The organism is Ideonella sp. (assembly GCF_035254525.1).
Classification (GTDB): domain Bacteria; phylum Pseudomonadota; class Gammaproteobacteria; order Burkholderiales; family Burkholderiaceae_C; genus Ideonella.
Map to the genome: position 1 here is coordinate 1 of NZ_DATFAN010000196.1, position 13,934 is coordinate 13,934.

Sequence of the window (13,934 nt, forward strand, 5' to 3'; positions counted from 1 at the left end):
GCGCGCTTCGACGGCCTGTGGTGCGTGCCCGGCAGCCCCTACCGCAGTCTGGCCGGCGTGCTGGCGGCCATCGGCTTCGCGCGGCGGCACCAGCGGCCGTTTCTCGGCAGCTGCGGCGGCTTCCAGCATGCGGTGCTGGAGCATGCTCGCACCGACCTCGGCTGGGCCGATGCCGAGCATGCCGAGACCGCGCCCGAGGCCACGCGCCCGGTGATCGCGCCGCTGGACTGCGGGCTGGTCGAGACCGAGCGCACGGTGCGCTTCGCGCCGGGCTCGCGGGTGGCGCGGGCGTACGGCCGCGAGACCTCGGTCGAGACCTACCGCTGCCGCTACGGCGTGGTGCCGGCGCTGCGCGAGGCCTTGTTCGGCGGCCCCTTGCGCGCGGTGGGCTTCGTGGCCGGTGACGATGATGGCGGCCTGCCGGCGGTGCACGCGGTCGAGCGCAGCGACCACCCGTTCTTCATCGCCACGCTGTTCCAATCGGAGCGCGCGGCCTTGCAGGGGCAGCCGGTGCCGCTGGCCGAGGCCTTCGTGCGCGCCTGCCTGGCCCACCGCACGCGGCGTCAACCCACGCTGGAGGCCGTCGAATGAGCACCCACACCGCAGCAATCGCCTGGCAGCGCGGCGAGCAAGCCTTCGTCGATCAGCGCTACAGCCGGCGCCACGAGTGGCGCTTTGATGGCGGCGCGAGCGTGGTGGCGTCGGCGTCGCCGTCGGTCGTGCCGCTGCCGATGTCCGACCCCGCGGGGGTAGACCCGGAGGAGGCCTTCGTCGCGGCGCTGTCGAGCTGCCACATGCTGTGGTTCCTGTCGCTCGCGGCCGACGACGGCTGGGTGGTCGACGCCTACGACGATGCCGCCGAGGGGCGCATGGGCCGCGACGAGGCGCGTCGCGTGGTCATGCAGCGCGTGACGCTGCGGCCGCTGGTGCGCTTCGCCGGCGAGCGCCAGCCCACGCCCGCGCAGCTGCACGCGCTGCACCACCGCGCGCATGAGGCCTGCTTCCTGGCGAACTCGGTGCGCTGCCCGGTGGACTGCGAGCCGCGCCTTTAGGGCTCTAGTCGAGCGCGATCTCCAGGCGGTCGCCGCCGATCGCCGACCACAGCGGCGCCATCGCGGCCCAGGCGATGCGCGCGCCGCCGCTGCGGTAGGGGTTGGGCTCGCGGGTGAAAGGCAGCACCGTGCCATTCAGCGTGATCGTGAGCGGCCCATGGCCGCGGGCGCCGACGCGATAGTGCAGCTGCACGCGCCGGCCGGCCAGCGTGGTGTCGGCGCGCAGGCCATCGAGCATCGGCGGGATCACCGGGTCGACCACGCAGGCGTCGGCGCGCGGCCGCAGGCCGAGCAGGCAGCGCTGCACCAGGCCGAGCGCGATGCCGGCGCCGCTGGAGTAGACCCGCCAGCCGCCTTCGAGCGGCACCTGCCCGGCCAGGGCGCGGGCGTAGTCGGCGCTGGCCTGGTAGCGGTCCGCGAAGGCGGCGTCGGAGCTGGAGTAGTAGCAGTTGGCCTGGCGCGGCGCGGCGCTGGGCACGCGTTGCTTCAGGTCGACCGGGTGGGCCAGGTTCAGCGCATGCCAGAAGGGCTCGGCGCGGCCGGCATGGGCCAGCGCCTCGGCATAGCGCAGGTGCGCATGGGTGTACATCAGGCCGATTTCGCGGCCGAAGTAGCTGCTCGATTCGGCGCGCTGGAACAGCGTCTGCGGCCCGCCGCGGTAGGGCAAGGGGGCATCGAACAGGCGCGCGCCGTCGGGGCCGAGCAGGTGCTGCTCGACGAGGGCGAGGTGGGCCTCGGCCTCTTCGGGCGTGAAGAGGTTGGCCAGCAGCGCATGGACCATCGGCAGCAGGCTGTAGCGCACGCCGGTGCGCGTGTCGGCCGGGTGCAGCAGCGCCTCGGGGGGCTGGCCGGGGTGGTCGAACAACGCATAGCCGGTGGCGACGCCGTCCGGCATCAGCCAGCGGTGGAAGTCGGCGGCGATCGCCGCGCGCTCGGCCCGCAGCGGCTCGGCACGCGCCGCCTTCCCGATCAGCTCGAAGGCCTCGGCCAGCGTGTCCAGCACCTGGGCATGCAGCGTCACGGTCCAGGCGCTGCACAGGTGCTCGCGCAGCCGCGGGTCGGCCGGCTGCAGCGAGTCGTTCCAGTCGCCGTGGCCGTAGGCGGCGAGCGCGGTGCCGGCGATGCGGCGGTTCGCGATCACGCCGAACGCGCGCTCGGCGTGCTGCCACAGCGTGGCGTGCTCGGGGGTGTCGTCCGGCGCGGCATGGAAGGGCAGCACCTCGTCGAGCAGGGCCGCGTCGCCGGTCGCGGCGAGGTACTGGCCCAGCGCGAGCAGCGGCCAGAAGACGATGTCGCCGTGCGAATCGCCGGCGCGGGCGTGACGGTCGCGCTCGAAGAACATGAACCACTGCGGCCAGTCGCCGCCGGCGTCCTGGGCGCTGAACACGCGCGTCAGCAGGTCGCGCACCGGCGCATGGCCGCCCTGGGCCAACAGCAGCTCGACGGGGCCCTGGCACACGTCGCGCGTGCCCCAGCCGCCGCCCGAATACTGCTCGAGCCCGCGCGGCGCGAGGTAGTGCACGAGCGCGTTGTGCTGGAACCAGGGCAGGACGGTCGACAGCGCAGCGGCGTCGCCGCCGGCGTGCTGCAACTGCGGCGGCGCGAGCGTCGGCAGCCGCGGCGGCGGCGTGGTGGCCGGCTCGACGAGCGGCTCGACGAGCGGTTCGACGGGCAGATCGACCAGATGGCCGCGAAGGCGCAGCCCGAGTTCGGGCGCGGGCTCGAGCCGCAGGCACAGCATGGGCACGCCATGGTCCTGGCCATCGTCGAACACGGCTTCGGCGCCGCGCACCTCGGCAATGCGGCTCGCGGCATCGAGCGGCGCGATCGTGAAGCCGCCGCTCGGGAAGCGCTCGTGCAGCGGCGTGCCCGGCGAGGGGGCGAGCCACAGGCTGCCGTCCGGGCGCTGCACCGGCTCGATGCGCCCGGGCAGCTCGCCGTCGTCGCCGTTCAACGCCAGGTGGTGCGCGACCAGGCAGGCGCGGGCCGGGCCATCGAGAAAGCGGATGTGCAGCGTCAACTCGGGCTCGATCGGGTCGGCCGCGGCCTGCACCTCGATCAGGCCCCGCGCATCGCGGTACCACCAGCGCGCGCTGCGAATGTCCATCGCGAAGGCCGACGGCTGGTCGAGCAGCTGCCAGCCGCCGTCGACCTCGACGAACACGCGCTGGCCCTGCGAGCGGAACTGGCCCAGCGTGCCGTGCACGGTCGACAGCAGCCGGTTCAGGCTGACGTGGCCTTGCGTGGCCATCGAGTGGAAGACGCCGCCCATCCAGCAGGTCGAGGTCATTGCCGTCTCGTTGGGCACGAGGTGCTCGCCGCTGCGCAGCAGGTGGCCATGCGGGCGCAGCACCGCGCGCTCCTTGGCCGCCAGCACGACGTGCTCGCCGCTGGCGGTGAAGAAGGACCACGGCGCGCCGTCGGGGGCGTGCTCGGCGTGCCGGCGCTCGGGGCCGAACAGGGCGGTGCATTCGGCGTCGTCCAGTGCCTGGGCCGCGAGGCGCGGGGCGCGGCTGAACAGGCTGGCCAGTGGTGCGCGCCAGGCGGCGTCGTCCGGCGCCGGGCTCGAGGCGGGCGGCACCGCCTCGGGCAGCGCCAGCCAGGCGTCGGCCTGGGGCAGGTCGGCCGGGCCGCTGGCGGCCGGGTGGTCGGGCCGCAGGCCGCCGAAGAAGCCGAGCTGGCCGCGCTCGCCGGGCGCCAGTGTCAGCGGCGCGTGCTGCAGCGCGGCCATCGCCTGCTCCTGCTGCAGCCGCTCACCGGGCAGGCCCTGGCGCCAGGCGGGCGGCGCCTCGCCGGTGCGCTGCGCGCGGCCCAGCACCTGCAGCGCATCGGTGGCGTACGAGACCGCGCCGCCGAGCGCGCCGAACAGCGCCCACGGGTGACGGCCGTCGACGGCGAGGTTCTGCCGCACCGCAAGCAGCCGGCCGTGCGTGGCGTGGTCCAGCGGCGTGAAATCGACGTAGTGGCTGACGTAGTACTCGTTCAGCCGCAGCGCGGCGTGGGGGGCGAGGGCGATGTCGTGCTGCAGCAGCAGGTCGACGGTGCGCGGCGCGTCGCCTTGCGCGTGCTGCACGGCCAGGTGCCAGAACCACACCGGCGCGCTGGCGGCGAGCTGCAGCGTCAGCTCGAAGGCCAGGCCGTTCCAGCGGCCCTGCGCGACGAAGCGGTCGCCGACGGCCTGCCAGCGCGCCGGGCTGCCGGGCCCGAGCAACGGCAGCACGGCCGGCTCGCCGGTGGGCAAGGCGCCGTCCCACGCCCGCAGCACGAGCTGGGTCGAGCCGGCTTCGAGCGCGTTGCCGGGGAAAAGGTGGATGCACAACCCATCCCCCCAACGCAGCTCGCGCAGGCTGCCGTTGGGGTTGAAGCTCGCCGCCAGGCCCGAGGGGCTGGCGATGTGATGAAGGGAGACAGGAGCGTTCATGCGCGCAGCAAGGCGGGATGGGTGTCAGGCGGCGGGCCGGGCGCGCGCCAGCAGCCAGGGCAGCAGGCCCGGGTCGGCGTAGGCCGGGTTCCAGGCGTCGTGGCCGACGCCGGGGTAGACCGTCAGCTCGGCCCGGCCGCCGAGCGCACGCAGCTCACCGACCAGCGCCTGCTGCTCGGCCAGCGGCACGACGGTGTCGTCGCTGCCGTGGTAGGCGCGCACGGCCAGCGCGCGCATGCGCGGCAGGCGCAGGTGGCTGCCGTAGCCGCAGACCGGCGCGATGCCGGCCAGGTCGCCGGGCCAGGTCATCGCCCAGTTCCAGCAGCCGCCGCCGCCCATGCTCAGGCCGGTGGCGGTGACGCGGGCGGGGTCGATGCGCCAATCGCGGCGCAGGGCCAGCAGCAGGGCGTGCAGCAGGTGCGGGTCCCATTCGTCGTCGTCATCGCATTGCGGCGAGACGACGATGGCCGGTACCGCCACGCCGGCGTCGATCAGCTTCGGCAGGCCGTGCACTTTCACCTTGGCGAGATCGCGGCCGCGCTCGCCCGAGCCGTGCAGGAAGACGATCAGCGGCCAGGTGCGCCCGCGCTGCTCGTGGTAGCCGGCGGGCAGGTGCAGCCAGTAGCGCAGCGTGGCGTTCAGTGCGAGGGCGACGGCGGTGGCCTGCTCGGACTGGCCACCGGGCGTGGTGGGTACGGTGGTGGGCGCAGCGGTGGTCGTGGTGGCGGAGGTGGCAGCGCCGGTGGCGCAGGCTGCCAGCGCGAGCGGCAGGCCCAGCACGGCGCGGCGGTGAAGGTCGGCAGAGTCCATGATGTTGTTGGTCAGTTGTCGGACAGGCGACGGCCGTCGGCGCCGAAGCGCAGCCGGTGCGCCGGTGCGGCATCGACGCGCAGCGCCTGGCCGGGCGTGGCGGGGGTGTCGGGGGCGACACGGGCGATGAGGGCCGTGCCGTCGGCGGCGCGCAGGTGCAGGTAGCTGACGTCACCCAGCGGCTCGACGGCGATGACGGTCGCCTCGCAGCCCGGCCCCTCGCCGGCTCGGACGACCAGGTGCTCGGGCCGCGCGCCCAGCGTCGGCACCTGCGGCTCGCCGAGCAGCGCGCCGGGCAGCAGGTTGATGCGCGGCGAGCCGAGGAAGCCGGCGACGAAGAGGTTGGCCGGCTCGCGGTACAGCGCCATCGGCGCGCCAACCTGCTCGACGCGGCCGGCGTTCAGCACCACCACGCGGTCGGCCAGCGTCATGGCCTCGGCCTGGTCGTGCGTCACGTACAGCGTCGTGCTCTTCAGCTCGGCGTGCAGCCGCGCCAGCTCGATGCGCATCTGGCCGCGCAGTGCGGCGTCGAGGTTGGACAGCGGCTCGTCGAACAGGAAGGCGCCGGGCTGGCGCACGATCGCGCGGCCGATCGCCACGCGCTGCCGCTGGCCGCCCGACAGCGCGGCCGGCTTGCGCGCGAGCAGGTGGGTGATCTGCAGCGTCTCGGCGGCGCGGGCCACGGCGGCGTCGATCTCGGCCTTGGGCTTGCCCGCCATGCGCAGGCCGAACGACAGGTTCTCGGCCACCGTCATGTGCGGGTACAGCGCATAGCTCTGGAACACCATCGCCAGGCCGCGCTGCGCCGGCGGCACGTGGTTGACGACGCGCTCGCCGATCAGCAGCTCGCCGCCGTCGATCTCCTCCAGCCCGGCGACGCAGCGCAGCAGCGTCGACTTGCCGCAGCCCGAGGGGCCGACCAGCACGACGAATTCGCCGTCGGCCACCTCCAGGTCGATGCCGTGCAGGATGGGGTGGCCCTGGAATTCCTTGCGCAGGCCGCGCAGTTTCAGTGAAGCCATGGGGTCAGTCTGCCAGCAAGGTGGAAACGGGGAGCTGGTCGAAGCGGTGTTCCCGGCCGCGCCAGCGGATGCGCAGTCCGCCAGGCGGCGGCGCGAGGCCTGCGTCGATCTCGAGCTGCAGGCCGCCGGCGGCGCGCTTCAGGCGGTAGCTCAGCGCACCGAAGGGCGTCGGCAGGCCGCGCACGGCCACGCCGTCGGCCAGCCACGCCTCGGGCAGGCCGGCGCCGAGCACCAGCGTGGCGCCGTCGTCGGCGTCGTGCACGAACAGGTCGAGCAGCGAGCGGATCGCGTCGGAGGCGACCCAGGCGTGCGGCATGTCGCCGAGAAAGTGCACCTCGCGCGGGTCGCGCATCACGACCTCGGCCCACTGGTTCCAGCCGCGCGGGCGCTGGTCGGCGAAGAAGAAGTCGAGCATGGCCTGGGCGCGTTCGGGCTGCCGCAGGCGCACCAGCGCGCCGACGCTGCGCAGCTCGTAGGGCGTGTAGTCCTTCCAGCGGCTGTCACCGCGGGCGCGTTGCTGCGATTCGCGCCAGTAGCGCTCGAAGGTCGCCTCCAGCAGGCCGGGTGGTAGCAGCGCTTGCGCCTGCGCTGGGTTGAGCGCGACCGTGGTCGAGGTCGCGTCGAAGTCGCCCAGCTCGGCCGCGCCGGGCATGAAGCCGATGCGATGTTGCGCGGTCGCGGCGCGGACCGAGGCCGCCAGGTCGGCGGCGAACTCGTCGCGCCAGGCGGCGAAGCGGCGTGCGCTGGCACCGTCGCCGACCGCCTCGGCCAGCACCGCCGCGTCCTTGTAGCCGCGCAGCGCCCAGAAGTCGTCCCAGTACGAGTGCATCGGCTTCTCGGAGTAGCCCTCGTGGCTGATCGAGGCGGGCATCAGGCCGAAGAACGCCTCGCGCCCCGGCTGGCGGTTCGCCTCGCTGCGCTCGCCCTGGCGCAGCCCCTCCATGTAGCGCAGCGCGCGCTGGACGGCCGGCCAGCGGCGCTGCAAGGCCGCGCGGTCGTGCGTGAAACGCCACGCTTCAGCGACGGCGAAGACGAACTGGCCGTGGCTGTCGTTCTCGGGCACCGGGTCGGCGCCGCGCGCATCGACACAGCAGGGCACCTTGCCGTTCGCGAAGAGCTGCGTCGCGTACCAGTCGACGAACTCCTCGGCGGCGCGCCGCTCGCCCAGGCGCAGCAGGCCGGCGACCATCATCGCGCCGTCGCGCACCCAGCTGCGGGCGTACGAGCGCGTGCCGGGCTGCAGTGCGGGGCCGTCGCGCGACAGCAGGATCTGCGCGAGGGCGCTGCGCAGCGTGTCGTGCACCCGCTGGCCCTCGGCCGGGAGCTGCAGGCCGACATGGTTCAGCCGCTCGCGCCAGGCGGCGGTGCTGGCGGTGAAGGCCACGTCGACCGAGGCGGCGCTGCGTGGCACGGCCGGCGTGCCGGCCATCGGCCAGGCGAGGGCGACCGTCGTCGCCTGCCCCGGCGCGAGCGCGGTGGGGTAGACGAGCGCGGCCTCGGCGCGGCCGGTGGCATCGCGCCAGGCGGTGCCCTCACGCAGGTGCCCGGTCGGCGCGCCGAGTGCCACGGCGTGCGCCAGCGGCCAGTCGGCGCCGCCACCGGCCAGCACCTGTGTCGGTGCCGGCAGCGCGCGCAAGGGGAGGATGTCGTTCAGCCGCAGCGCGCCGGCGCGCCAGGCCACGCGCTGCAGCGGGCTGAAGCCGCCGGGATGGTTCAGGAATTGCTGCGGCGGGTTGACCTGCCAGGGCCGCGCGATCAGCAGCAGCGTGGCCTTCAGGGGATCAGTGCCGGCCGCACGCAGCGTGTAGCGCGCCAGGCCGGTGGCGCCCAGCGCATCGCCGTCGGCGCCCGCCTCGATGTCGAGCGTGAATGCCGGGTGCGTCCAGCGCAGGTGCGGCAGCGGCAGGTAACCGTCGGGCAGCGTGTGGCTGATCTGCACGTCGGCCCAGGTGACGAGCTTCGGCGCGCCGCCGGGCGGCTGCAGCAGCACGGCCGGCTCGATGCTCGGGCTGCCAGGGGCCGGCTCGATCGCGCCGTCTTCCGACAGCAGCGCGGCATGGCGGCCGCCGCCGTCGACGCCGAACAGCGTCCAATAGTTCTGCTCGCCGCGGTAGGCGCGCGGGTACAGGCCAGGCGGGAGCTGTTTTGCGCGGGCGGCGGTCGCGTCGTCTTCCGAGCGCCAGGCGCCCGGCGCGATCGGCTCGACGCGCAGGCCGGCCAGCGAGCCCGCCGCGCCGTCTGCAACCAGCCGCAGCCGACGCGCTTCGCGCTCGGGCAGGTACAGCGCATCGACCGGGCCGGCGCCGCGCGCGATCTGCGCGAGCGGCTGCCAGCGGCCCTGGCCTTCGTCGGCCTCGAGCCGGAGATCGCGCGGCCGCGCCGCCGCGTCGGGCCAATGCAGCAGCAGCCCGCCGAACTCGCGCAGCGCGCCGAAATCGACCGTGGCCACGCCGCCGGCGCGCGCTTCGATCACGGGCTCGGGCCACGTGGTCGGCACCGGCGCGCGCTCGACCAGCGCCAGCCGCTCGAAGCACAGCCGGCCCCGACCGCCGCCCCGGCCGGTGGCCACGACCAGCTCCAGTGCCTCGGGCCGGCGCAGCGTCTTGTCGGCGCTCGGGCCCCAGGCGAAGCCGATCTGGCGCTGCTTGAAGCGCAGCTCCGTGGCGCGGCCGTCGAAGCGGGTGTTCTCGCGGTTGACCCACCAGACGTTGTCGCCGCTGGCGTCGGTCAGCTTGAACTGGAAGTGGTTCGCCGGGCCGGTGCCCGCCAGGCGCAAGCGGAACTCGTAGTTCGGCGGCAGATCGAGCGCCGGCAGCGCGCGGCGCACGACCGCATAACCCGAGACACCGTGGAAGTCGTAGGCCAGGCAGTGGCCCGCGTGCGGGCCCGGCTGCCAGCCGGCCTCGACCTGGTCGGAGGCGCTGAGCTTCCAGCGCGCGCCATCGCGGAAGTCGTCCAGCGGCGTCACGTCGCCCGGCGCGGCCTGTGCCACCGCGGCCAGGCCCAACAGCGCGCTGGCAAGGCACCTCATTGCTTCACGCCCCCCATCGTCAGGCCCTGCAGGTAGTAACGCTGCAGCGCGAGGAACAGCATGAGCACCGGCAGCACGGTGATCACCGCGCCGGCCATCATCAGCTCGCTGTCCTGCACGTGCTCGCGGCTGAGCGAGGCCAGCATCACCGGCAGCGTCTGCATCTCGCGATCGGTCAGCACGATCAGCGGCCACATGAAGTCGTTCCACGCGCCGAGGAAGCTCAACACCGCCAGCGTCACGACGACGGGCTTGAGCAGCGGCAGCACGATGCTGACGAAGATGCGGCCCTCGCCGGCGCCGTCCATGCGCGCAGCCTCGATCAGCTCGTCGGGGATCGACAGCGTGTACTGCCGCACGAGGAAGATGCCGAACACGCTGGCCAGCCAGGGCACCAGCACGCCGGCCACGGTGTTGACCAGGCCCATCTCCTTGAGCATCAGGAACAGCGGCATCATCGTCACCTGGGCCGGGATCACCAGCGCGCCCAGCAGCCAGCGGAACAGCCGGTCGCGCCCGGCGAAGCGCAGCTTGGCGAAGGCATAGCCGGCCGACAGGTTGACGGCCAGCGACAGCAGCGTCGCGCCGGTGCTCACGCCCAGGCTGTTGAGCACCTGGCGGCCGATGCCGTTGGCGGCGAACAGCGCGCGGTAGTTGCCCAGGCTCGCTTCGCGCGGCAGCAGCGGCGGCGGGAAGGTGCTGGCCTCGCCCGGGGCCATCAGCGAGGCGCTGACCATCCACGCCAGCGGGAACAGCGTCAGCGCCGCCAGCAGCGCGAGCAGCGCGTTCAGCGCGAAGACACGAAGCGGATGCGCCTTCATGCGTTGGCGCTCCGGCTCACGCGCATCTGCAGCAGCGTGAACACGAACATGAAGACGAACAGCACGAAGGCCACCGCCGACGCCGAGCCCAGGCTCCACCACTTGAAGCCTTCCTCGTACATGAAGTACAGCACCGTCACCGTGCGCTGCGCCGGGCCGCCTTGCGTCATCACATAGGGCTCCGCGAAGAGCTGGAAGTGGCCGGCCATCGTCAGGATGCTGACCATCAGCAGCATCGGCGCGAGCGCCGGCAGCGTCACGTGGCGCAGCTGCTGCCAGGCGGTGGCGCCTTCGAGCTCGGCAGCTTCGTAGAGGTCGCGCGGGATGGCCTGCAGCCCCGCCAGCAGGATGATCATGTTGTAGCCGAAGTTCTTCCACACCGACATCAGCACGATGGCCGGCATCGCCCAGCGTGGGTCGCCGAGCCAGTCGACCGGGTCCAGGCCCAGGCCCGTGAGTGCGTGGTTGAGCAGCCCGTATCGCGTGTGCAGCAGGTAGCGCCAGACGACGGCCACCGCGACCAGCGTCGTGACCACCGGCGCGAACAGGGCCGTGCGGTAGAAGCCCTTGAAGCGCGCCAGCGGCGAGTTCAGCAGTAGCGCCGCGCCGAGCGACGCGGCGATCGACAGCGGCACGCCGGCCACGACGAAGAACATCGTGTTGGCCAGCGCCCGCCAGAACAGCGGCGTGCCGAGCAGCTGCAGGTAGTTCGACAGGCCGATGAAGCGCACGTTGCGCAGGTCGGCCAGCGCGTAGATGTCGAAATCGGTGAAGCTCATCGCCAGCGCGGCGACGACCGGCACGACGAAGAAGACGGCGATCGCCAGCATCGCGGGCGCGACGAAGAGCCAGCCGGCGCGGGTGATGTTCATGGCGATCGCTCCAGCATCCAGCGGCGCTTTTCGAGGATGCGATCGGCGCGGGCGTCAAGCTCGGCCAGTGCCAGATCGGCTGCGATGTCGCCGCGCACGACACGCTCGGTGACCAGGCGCAGCTCGGTGGCGATGCGCTCCCACTCGGGCACCTGGGGCACGGGCCGCACACGCTCGAGCTGGTCGGCGAAGGCGCGCACCTTCGCATCGCCGGCCAGCGCCGGGGCTTCCCAGCTCGTGCGGCGCGGCGGCAGGTTGCCGGTCAGCGTGTAGAAGCGCTGCTGCACCGCCGGCCGCGACAGGTAGCGCACCAGCGCCCAGGCGGCCTCCTTGCGGCGCGCGCGGCGGAACAGCGCGAGGCTGGAGCCGCCGGCGATCGAGGCGCCGGGGCCCGTCGGCCCGGGCAGCGGCGCGGTCGCCCACGAGGGCTGCAGCTCGGCCGGCAGGCGGCGGCGGAACTCGCCGATCTGCCAGGGCCCGCTGATGTAGAAGCTGAAGTAGCCGCGGCCGAATTCGTTCCACACGTTGGCGATCTCGTTGTTGCTGGCCGGCGGGGCGAGGCCGCGCTCGAACATCGAGAGAAAGTAGCGCCAGGTGCGGCGGAAGCCCTCGCTGCGGAAGTTGCCGTAGCGCCCGCCGTCGCGCAGCAGCGGCTCGTCCTGCTGCAGGGCCAGCGCGACCAGCGGGTCGTACTCGTTCAGCGGCAGCAGCACGGCGTAGCGGCCGGGCCCGACCAGGCGCTTGATCGCCAGCTGCATCGCGAGCCATTCGTCCCAGCTCGACGGGGGCGCCTCGAAGCCGGCGCGGGCGAGCAGGTCGCGCCGGTAGAACAGCAGCCGCGTGTCGACGTACCACGGCAGGCCGTACAGGCGGCCGTCGATGCGGTTGGTGTCCCAGATGCCGTCGAAATAGTCGGCGCGGCCGATGTCGGGGCTGGCGGCGACGCGATCGTCCAGCGGCTCGATCGCATTCAGTGCGACGAGCTCGGGCAGCCAGGTGTTGCCGAGCTGGGCCACGTCCGGCGTGGCATCGCCGGCGAAGGCGGTGAGCAGCTTCTCGTGCGCGGCGGTCCAGGGCAGTTGCTCGATGCGCAGCTCGATGTTCGGGTGCTCAGCGCGGAAACCTGCGAGCAGCTCGTGCGCGACCTCGCCCTCCCGGCCCATGGCCCAGAAGCGCAGGGTCTCTCGGCTGGCAGCGCGTCCGCAACCGACCAGCGGCACGGCAGCCAAGGTGGCGGCGCCCAGCAGGCGGCGCCGCGCTTCAAGTGGCGTGCGCGGATCCGGCTTTGCCGGTCCGCCGCGCGAGCCCCCTTGGGGGGCAGCGACCGGAAGGGAGCGTGGGGGCTTCATAACCAACCACCGCGGAAGCCAGCGCGCTTCAGCCCGCTCACGAGGTGCGGGTTGCCGCGCATCGTGCGCCAGACCAGGTCCTGCCGGTGGTTGGCGATCATCGCGACGATCGGGCCCTGGTCGATGCCGAGGTAGTCGGTGTCGACCCAGCCGAAGCCGGGTAGGACGCGGCCGTTGGACAGGCGGGCCGTGGTGTCGACGAAGCTGGTGTTGAAGGCATCGAGGAAGCCGTAGCGGCCCCAGATCTGCGCGCCGAAGCGGCGGTGCATTGCCTGGATGGCGGCCATGGATTCTGCGGGCGCGAAGGGCAGCGACGAGGCAGCCGCGGTCGGCGCGATCGTGCCGTCGTCGCGCGTGTCGATCAGGCCGGCGCCGCGCGCCGTGTAGTCGTGGAACTGGCGGATGCGGCCGGCGTGGTCGCGCGTGCGCAGCGAGCCGGGGCCATCGCAGGCGGTCAGGCCCCAGACATCGGCGCCGTGGTCCTTCCAGCCGCCGGGGTTGGCGGCCGCGTAGGCGCGCTGGGCCAGGGTCGCGCGGCGGCTGTTCTCGAAGTAGTCCAGGCCCTTGTCGCGCATGAACTCGTCCTGGATGCCGCGAAAGTCGACCCAGACATGCGAGTACTGGTGCCAGAACAGCGGCGCGCCGCCCAGGTGCTGCTGGCCCATGAACGTGCCCCAGCTGCGTGGGTAGCTCGCGCAGAAGGCCTGCCACGAGTCAGCGCGCGCCGGGTGCGTCGGCGAGCCCATGGCGAGCAGATACAGCAGCATCGCCTCGTCGTAGCCGTGGTAATCGATGAAGGGCTTGAAGCCGGCGCCGGGCGTCCAGCCCATCACGATCGCGCCGCCGCGCACCTGCGCCCAGGCCCAGTCGACGCGGGTGTACAGCGCCTCGGCCAGCGCGCGGATGCGCGCCTCGACCGGGTCGTCGGCCGTGAAGTAGGACTGCGCGGCCAGCACGCCGCCCATCAGCAGCGCGGTGTCGATGGTCGACAGCTCGACGCGCTCGTCGAAGCGCGTGCCGGTCGCCATGTCGAGGAAGTGATAGAAGAAGCCGCGGTGGCCGGCCATGCCGTGCGGTGCCTCGCCCTGCGGCGCATGAGCCAGGAAGTTCAGCGTCAGCAGCACGCGCCCGGCGGCCTGGGCGCGGGTGACGAGGCCGCGCTCGACGCCGACCAGGTAGGCCGTCAGGCCGAAGCCGACCGACGCGACGCTGGCCATCGTCGGCGCCGCCGGCCAGCGGTCCGGGATCAGGCCGGTGTCGGGGTGAGCGGTCTCCCAGAAGAAGCGGAAGGTGCGCGCCTCGAGCTCGTCGAGCAGCGCGCTGTCGCCGAGCGGCGCGGGGGCGGCGCCCTCGCCCAGGGCCATCGGCCTGGGTGGGGCGACGAGGCCGCAGGCCGCCAGCGCGGCGGCCGAGGCACCGGCCAGCAGCAGGCGCCGGCGGTCGATCAGGAACGGGGGACGCGAAGTCATCAAGCGGAAAGGTTCGGTCTCACGCGGTCGCGTGCGGGCAGGCCTCAGCCTGCCACGGCCGCGGCGGGTCGTGGCAGGGGGCTTGCG

The 13,934-nt window shown here is 73.4% G+C and carries 10 protein-coding genes; 2 read left to right on the forward strand and 8 right to left on the reverse strand.

Going from position 1 to position 13,934, the window contains the following annotated elements; translation table 11 throughout:
• The coding region (locus VJ693_RS21280; protein ID WP_422653705.1) for a CTP synthase C-terminal region-related (seleno)protein at positions 1-591 on the forward strand (591 nt) is incomplete at its 5' end.
• Positions 588-1,052, forward strand: coding sequence for an OsmC family protein (locus VJ693_RS21285; protein WP_324157507.1), 465 nt, complete (start codon positions 588-590; stop codon positions 1,050-1,052). The genes VJ693_RS21280 and VJ693_RS21285, both read left to right, overlap by 4 nt.
• 4 nt (positions 1,053-1,056) lie before the next feature.
• On the opposite strand, the gene VJ693_RS21290 is transcribed toward VJ693_RS21285, so the two are convergent.
• The 8 genes from VJ693_RS21290 to VJ693_RS21325 form a co-directional block, all read right to left on the reverse strand.
• Positions 1,057-4,473, reverse strand: coding sequence for a GH36-type glycosyl hydrolase domain-containing protein (locus VJ693_RS21290; RefSeq protein ID WP_324157508.1), 3,417 nt, complete (start codon positions 4,471-4,473; stop codon positions 1,057-1,059).
• A 24-nt stretch (positions 4,474-4,497) separates the two neighbouring features.
• The gene (locus VJ693_RS21295) at positions 4,498-5,283 is read right to left on the reverse strand and encodes a dienelactone hydrolase family protein (protein WP_324157510.1); all 786 of its coding nucleotides are present in this window, start codon (positions 5,281-5,283) and stop codon (positions 4,498-4,500) included.
• Between the two features lie 11 nt (positions 5,284-5,294).
• Positions 5,295-6,305, reverse strand: a complete 1,011-nt coding sequence (locus VJ693_RS21300; protein ID WP_324157511.1) for an ABC transporter ATP-binding protein — start codon at positions 6,303-6,305, stop codon at positions 5,295-5,297.
• Between the two features lie 4 nt (positions 6,306-6,309).
• Entirely contained in the window at positions 6,310-9,336 is a 3,027-nt protein-coding gene (locus tag VJ693_RS21305) for a hypothetical protein (RefSeq protein ID WP_324157512.1), read from the reverse strand.
• Entirely contained in the window at positions 9,333-10,157 is an 825-nt protein-coding gene (locus VJ693_RS21310; protein ID WP_324157513.1) for a carbohydrate ABC transporter permease, read from the reverse strand. Before VJ693_RS21310 ends, VJ693_RS21305 begins: the two co-directional genes overlap by 4 nt.
• A complete protein-coding gene (locus VJ693_RS21315; protein ID WP_324157514.1) occupies positions 10,154-11,029 on the reverse strand; it encodes a sugar ABC transporter permease in 876 nt (291 codons plus the stop codon). Before VJ693_RS21315 ends, VJ693_RS21310 begins: the two co-directional genes overlap by 4 nt.
• A complete protein-coding gene (locus tag VJ693_RS21320; RefSeq protein ID WP_324157530.1) occupies positions 11,026-12,249 on the reverse strand; it encodes a sugar ABC transporter substrate-binding protein in 1,224 nt (407 codons plus the stop codon). The genes VJ693_RS21315 and VJ693_RS21320 overlap by 4 nt, the downstream gene beginning before the upstream one ends.
• Positions 12,250-12,374: 125 nt before the next feature.
• Entirely contained in the window at positions 12,375-13,847 is a 1,473-nt protein-coding gene (locus VJ693_RS21325; RefSeq protein WP_324157515.1) for a glucoamylase family protein, read from the reverse strand.
• Between the last annotated feature and the right edge of the window lie 87 nt (positions 13,848-13,934).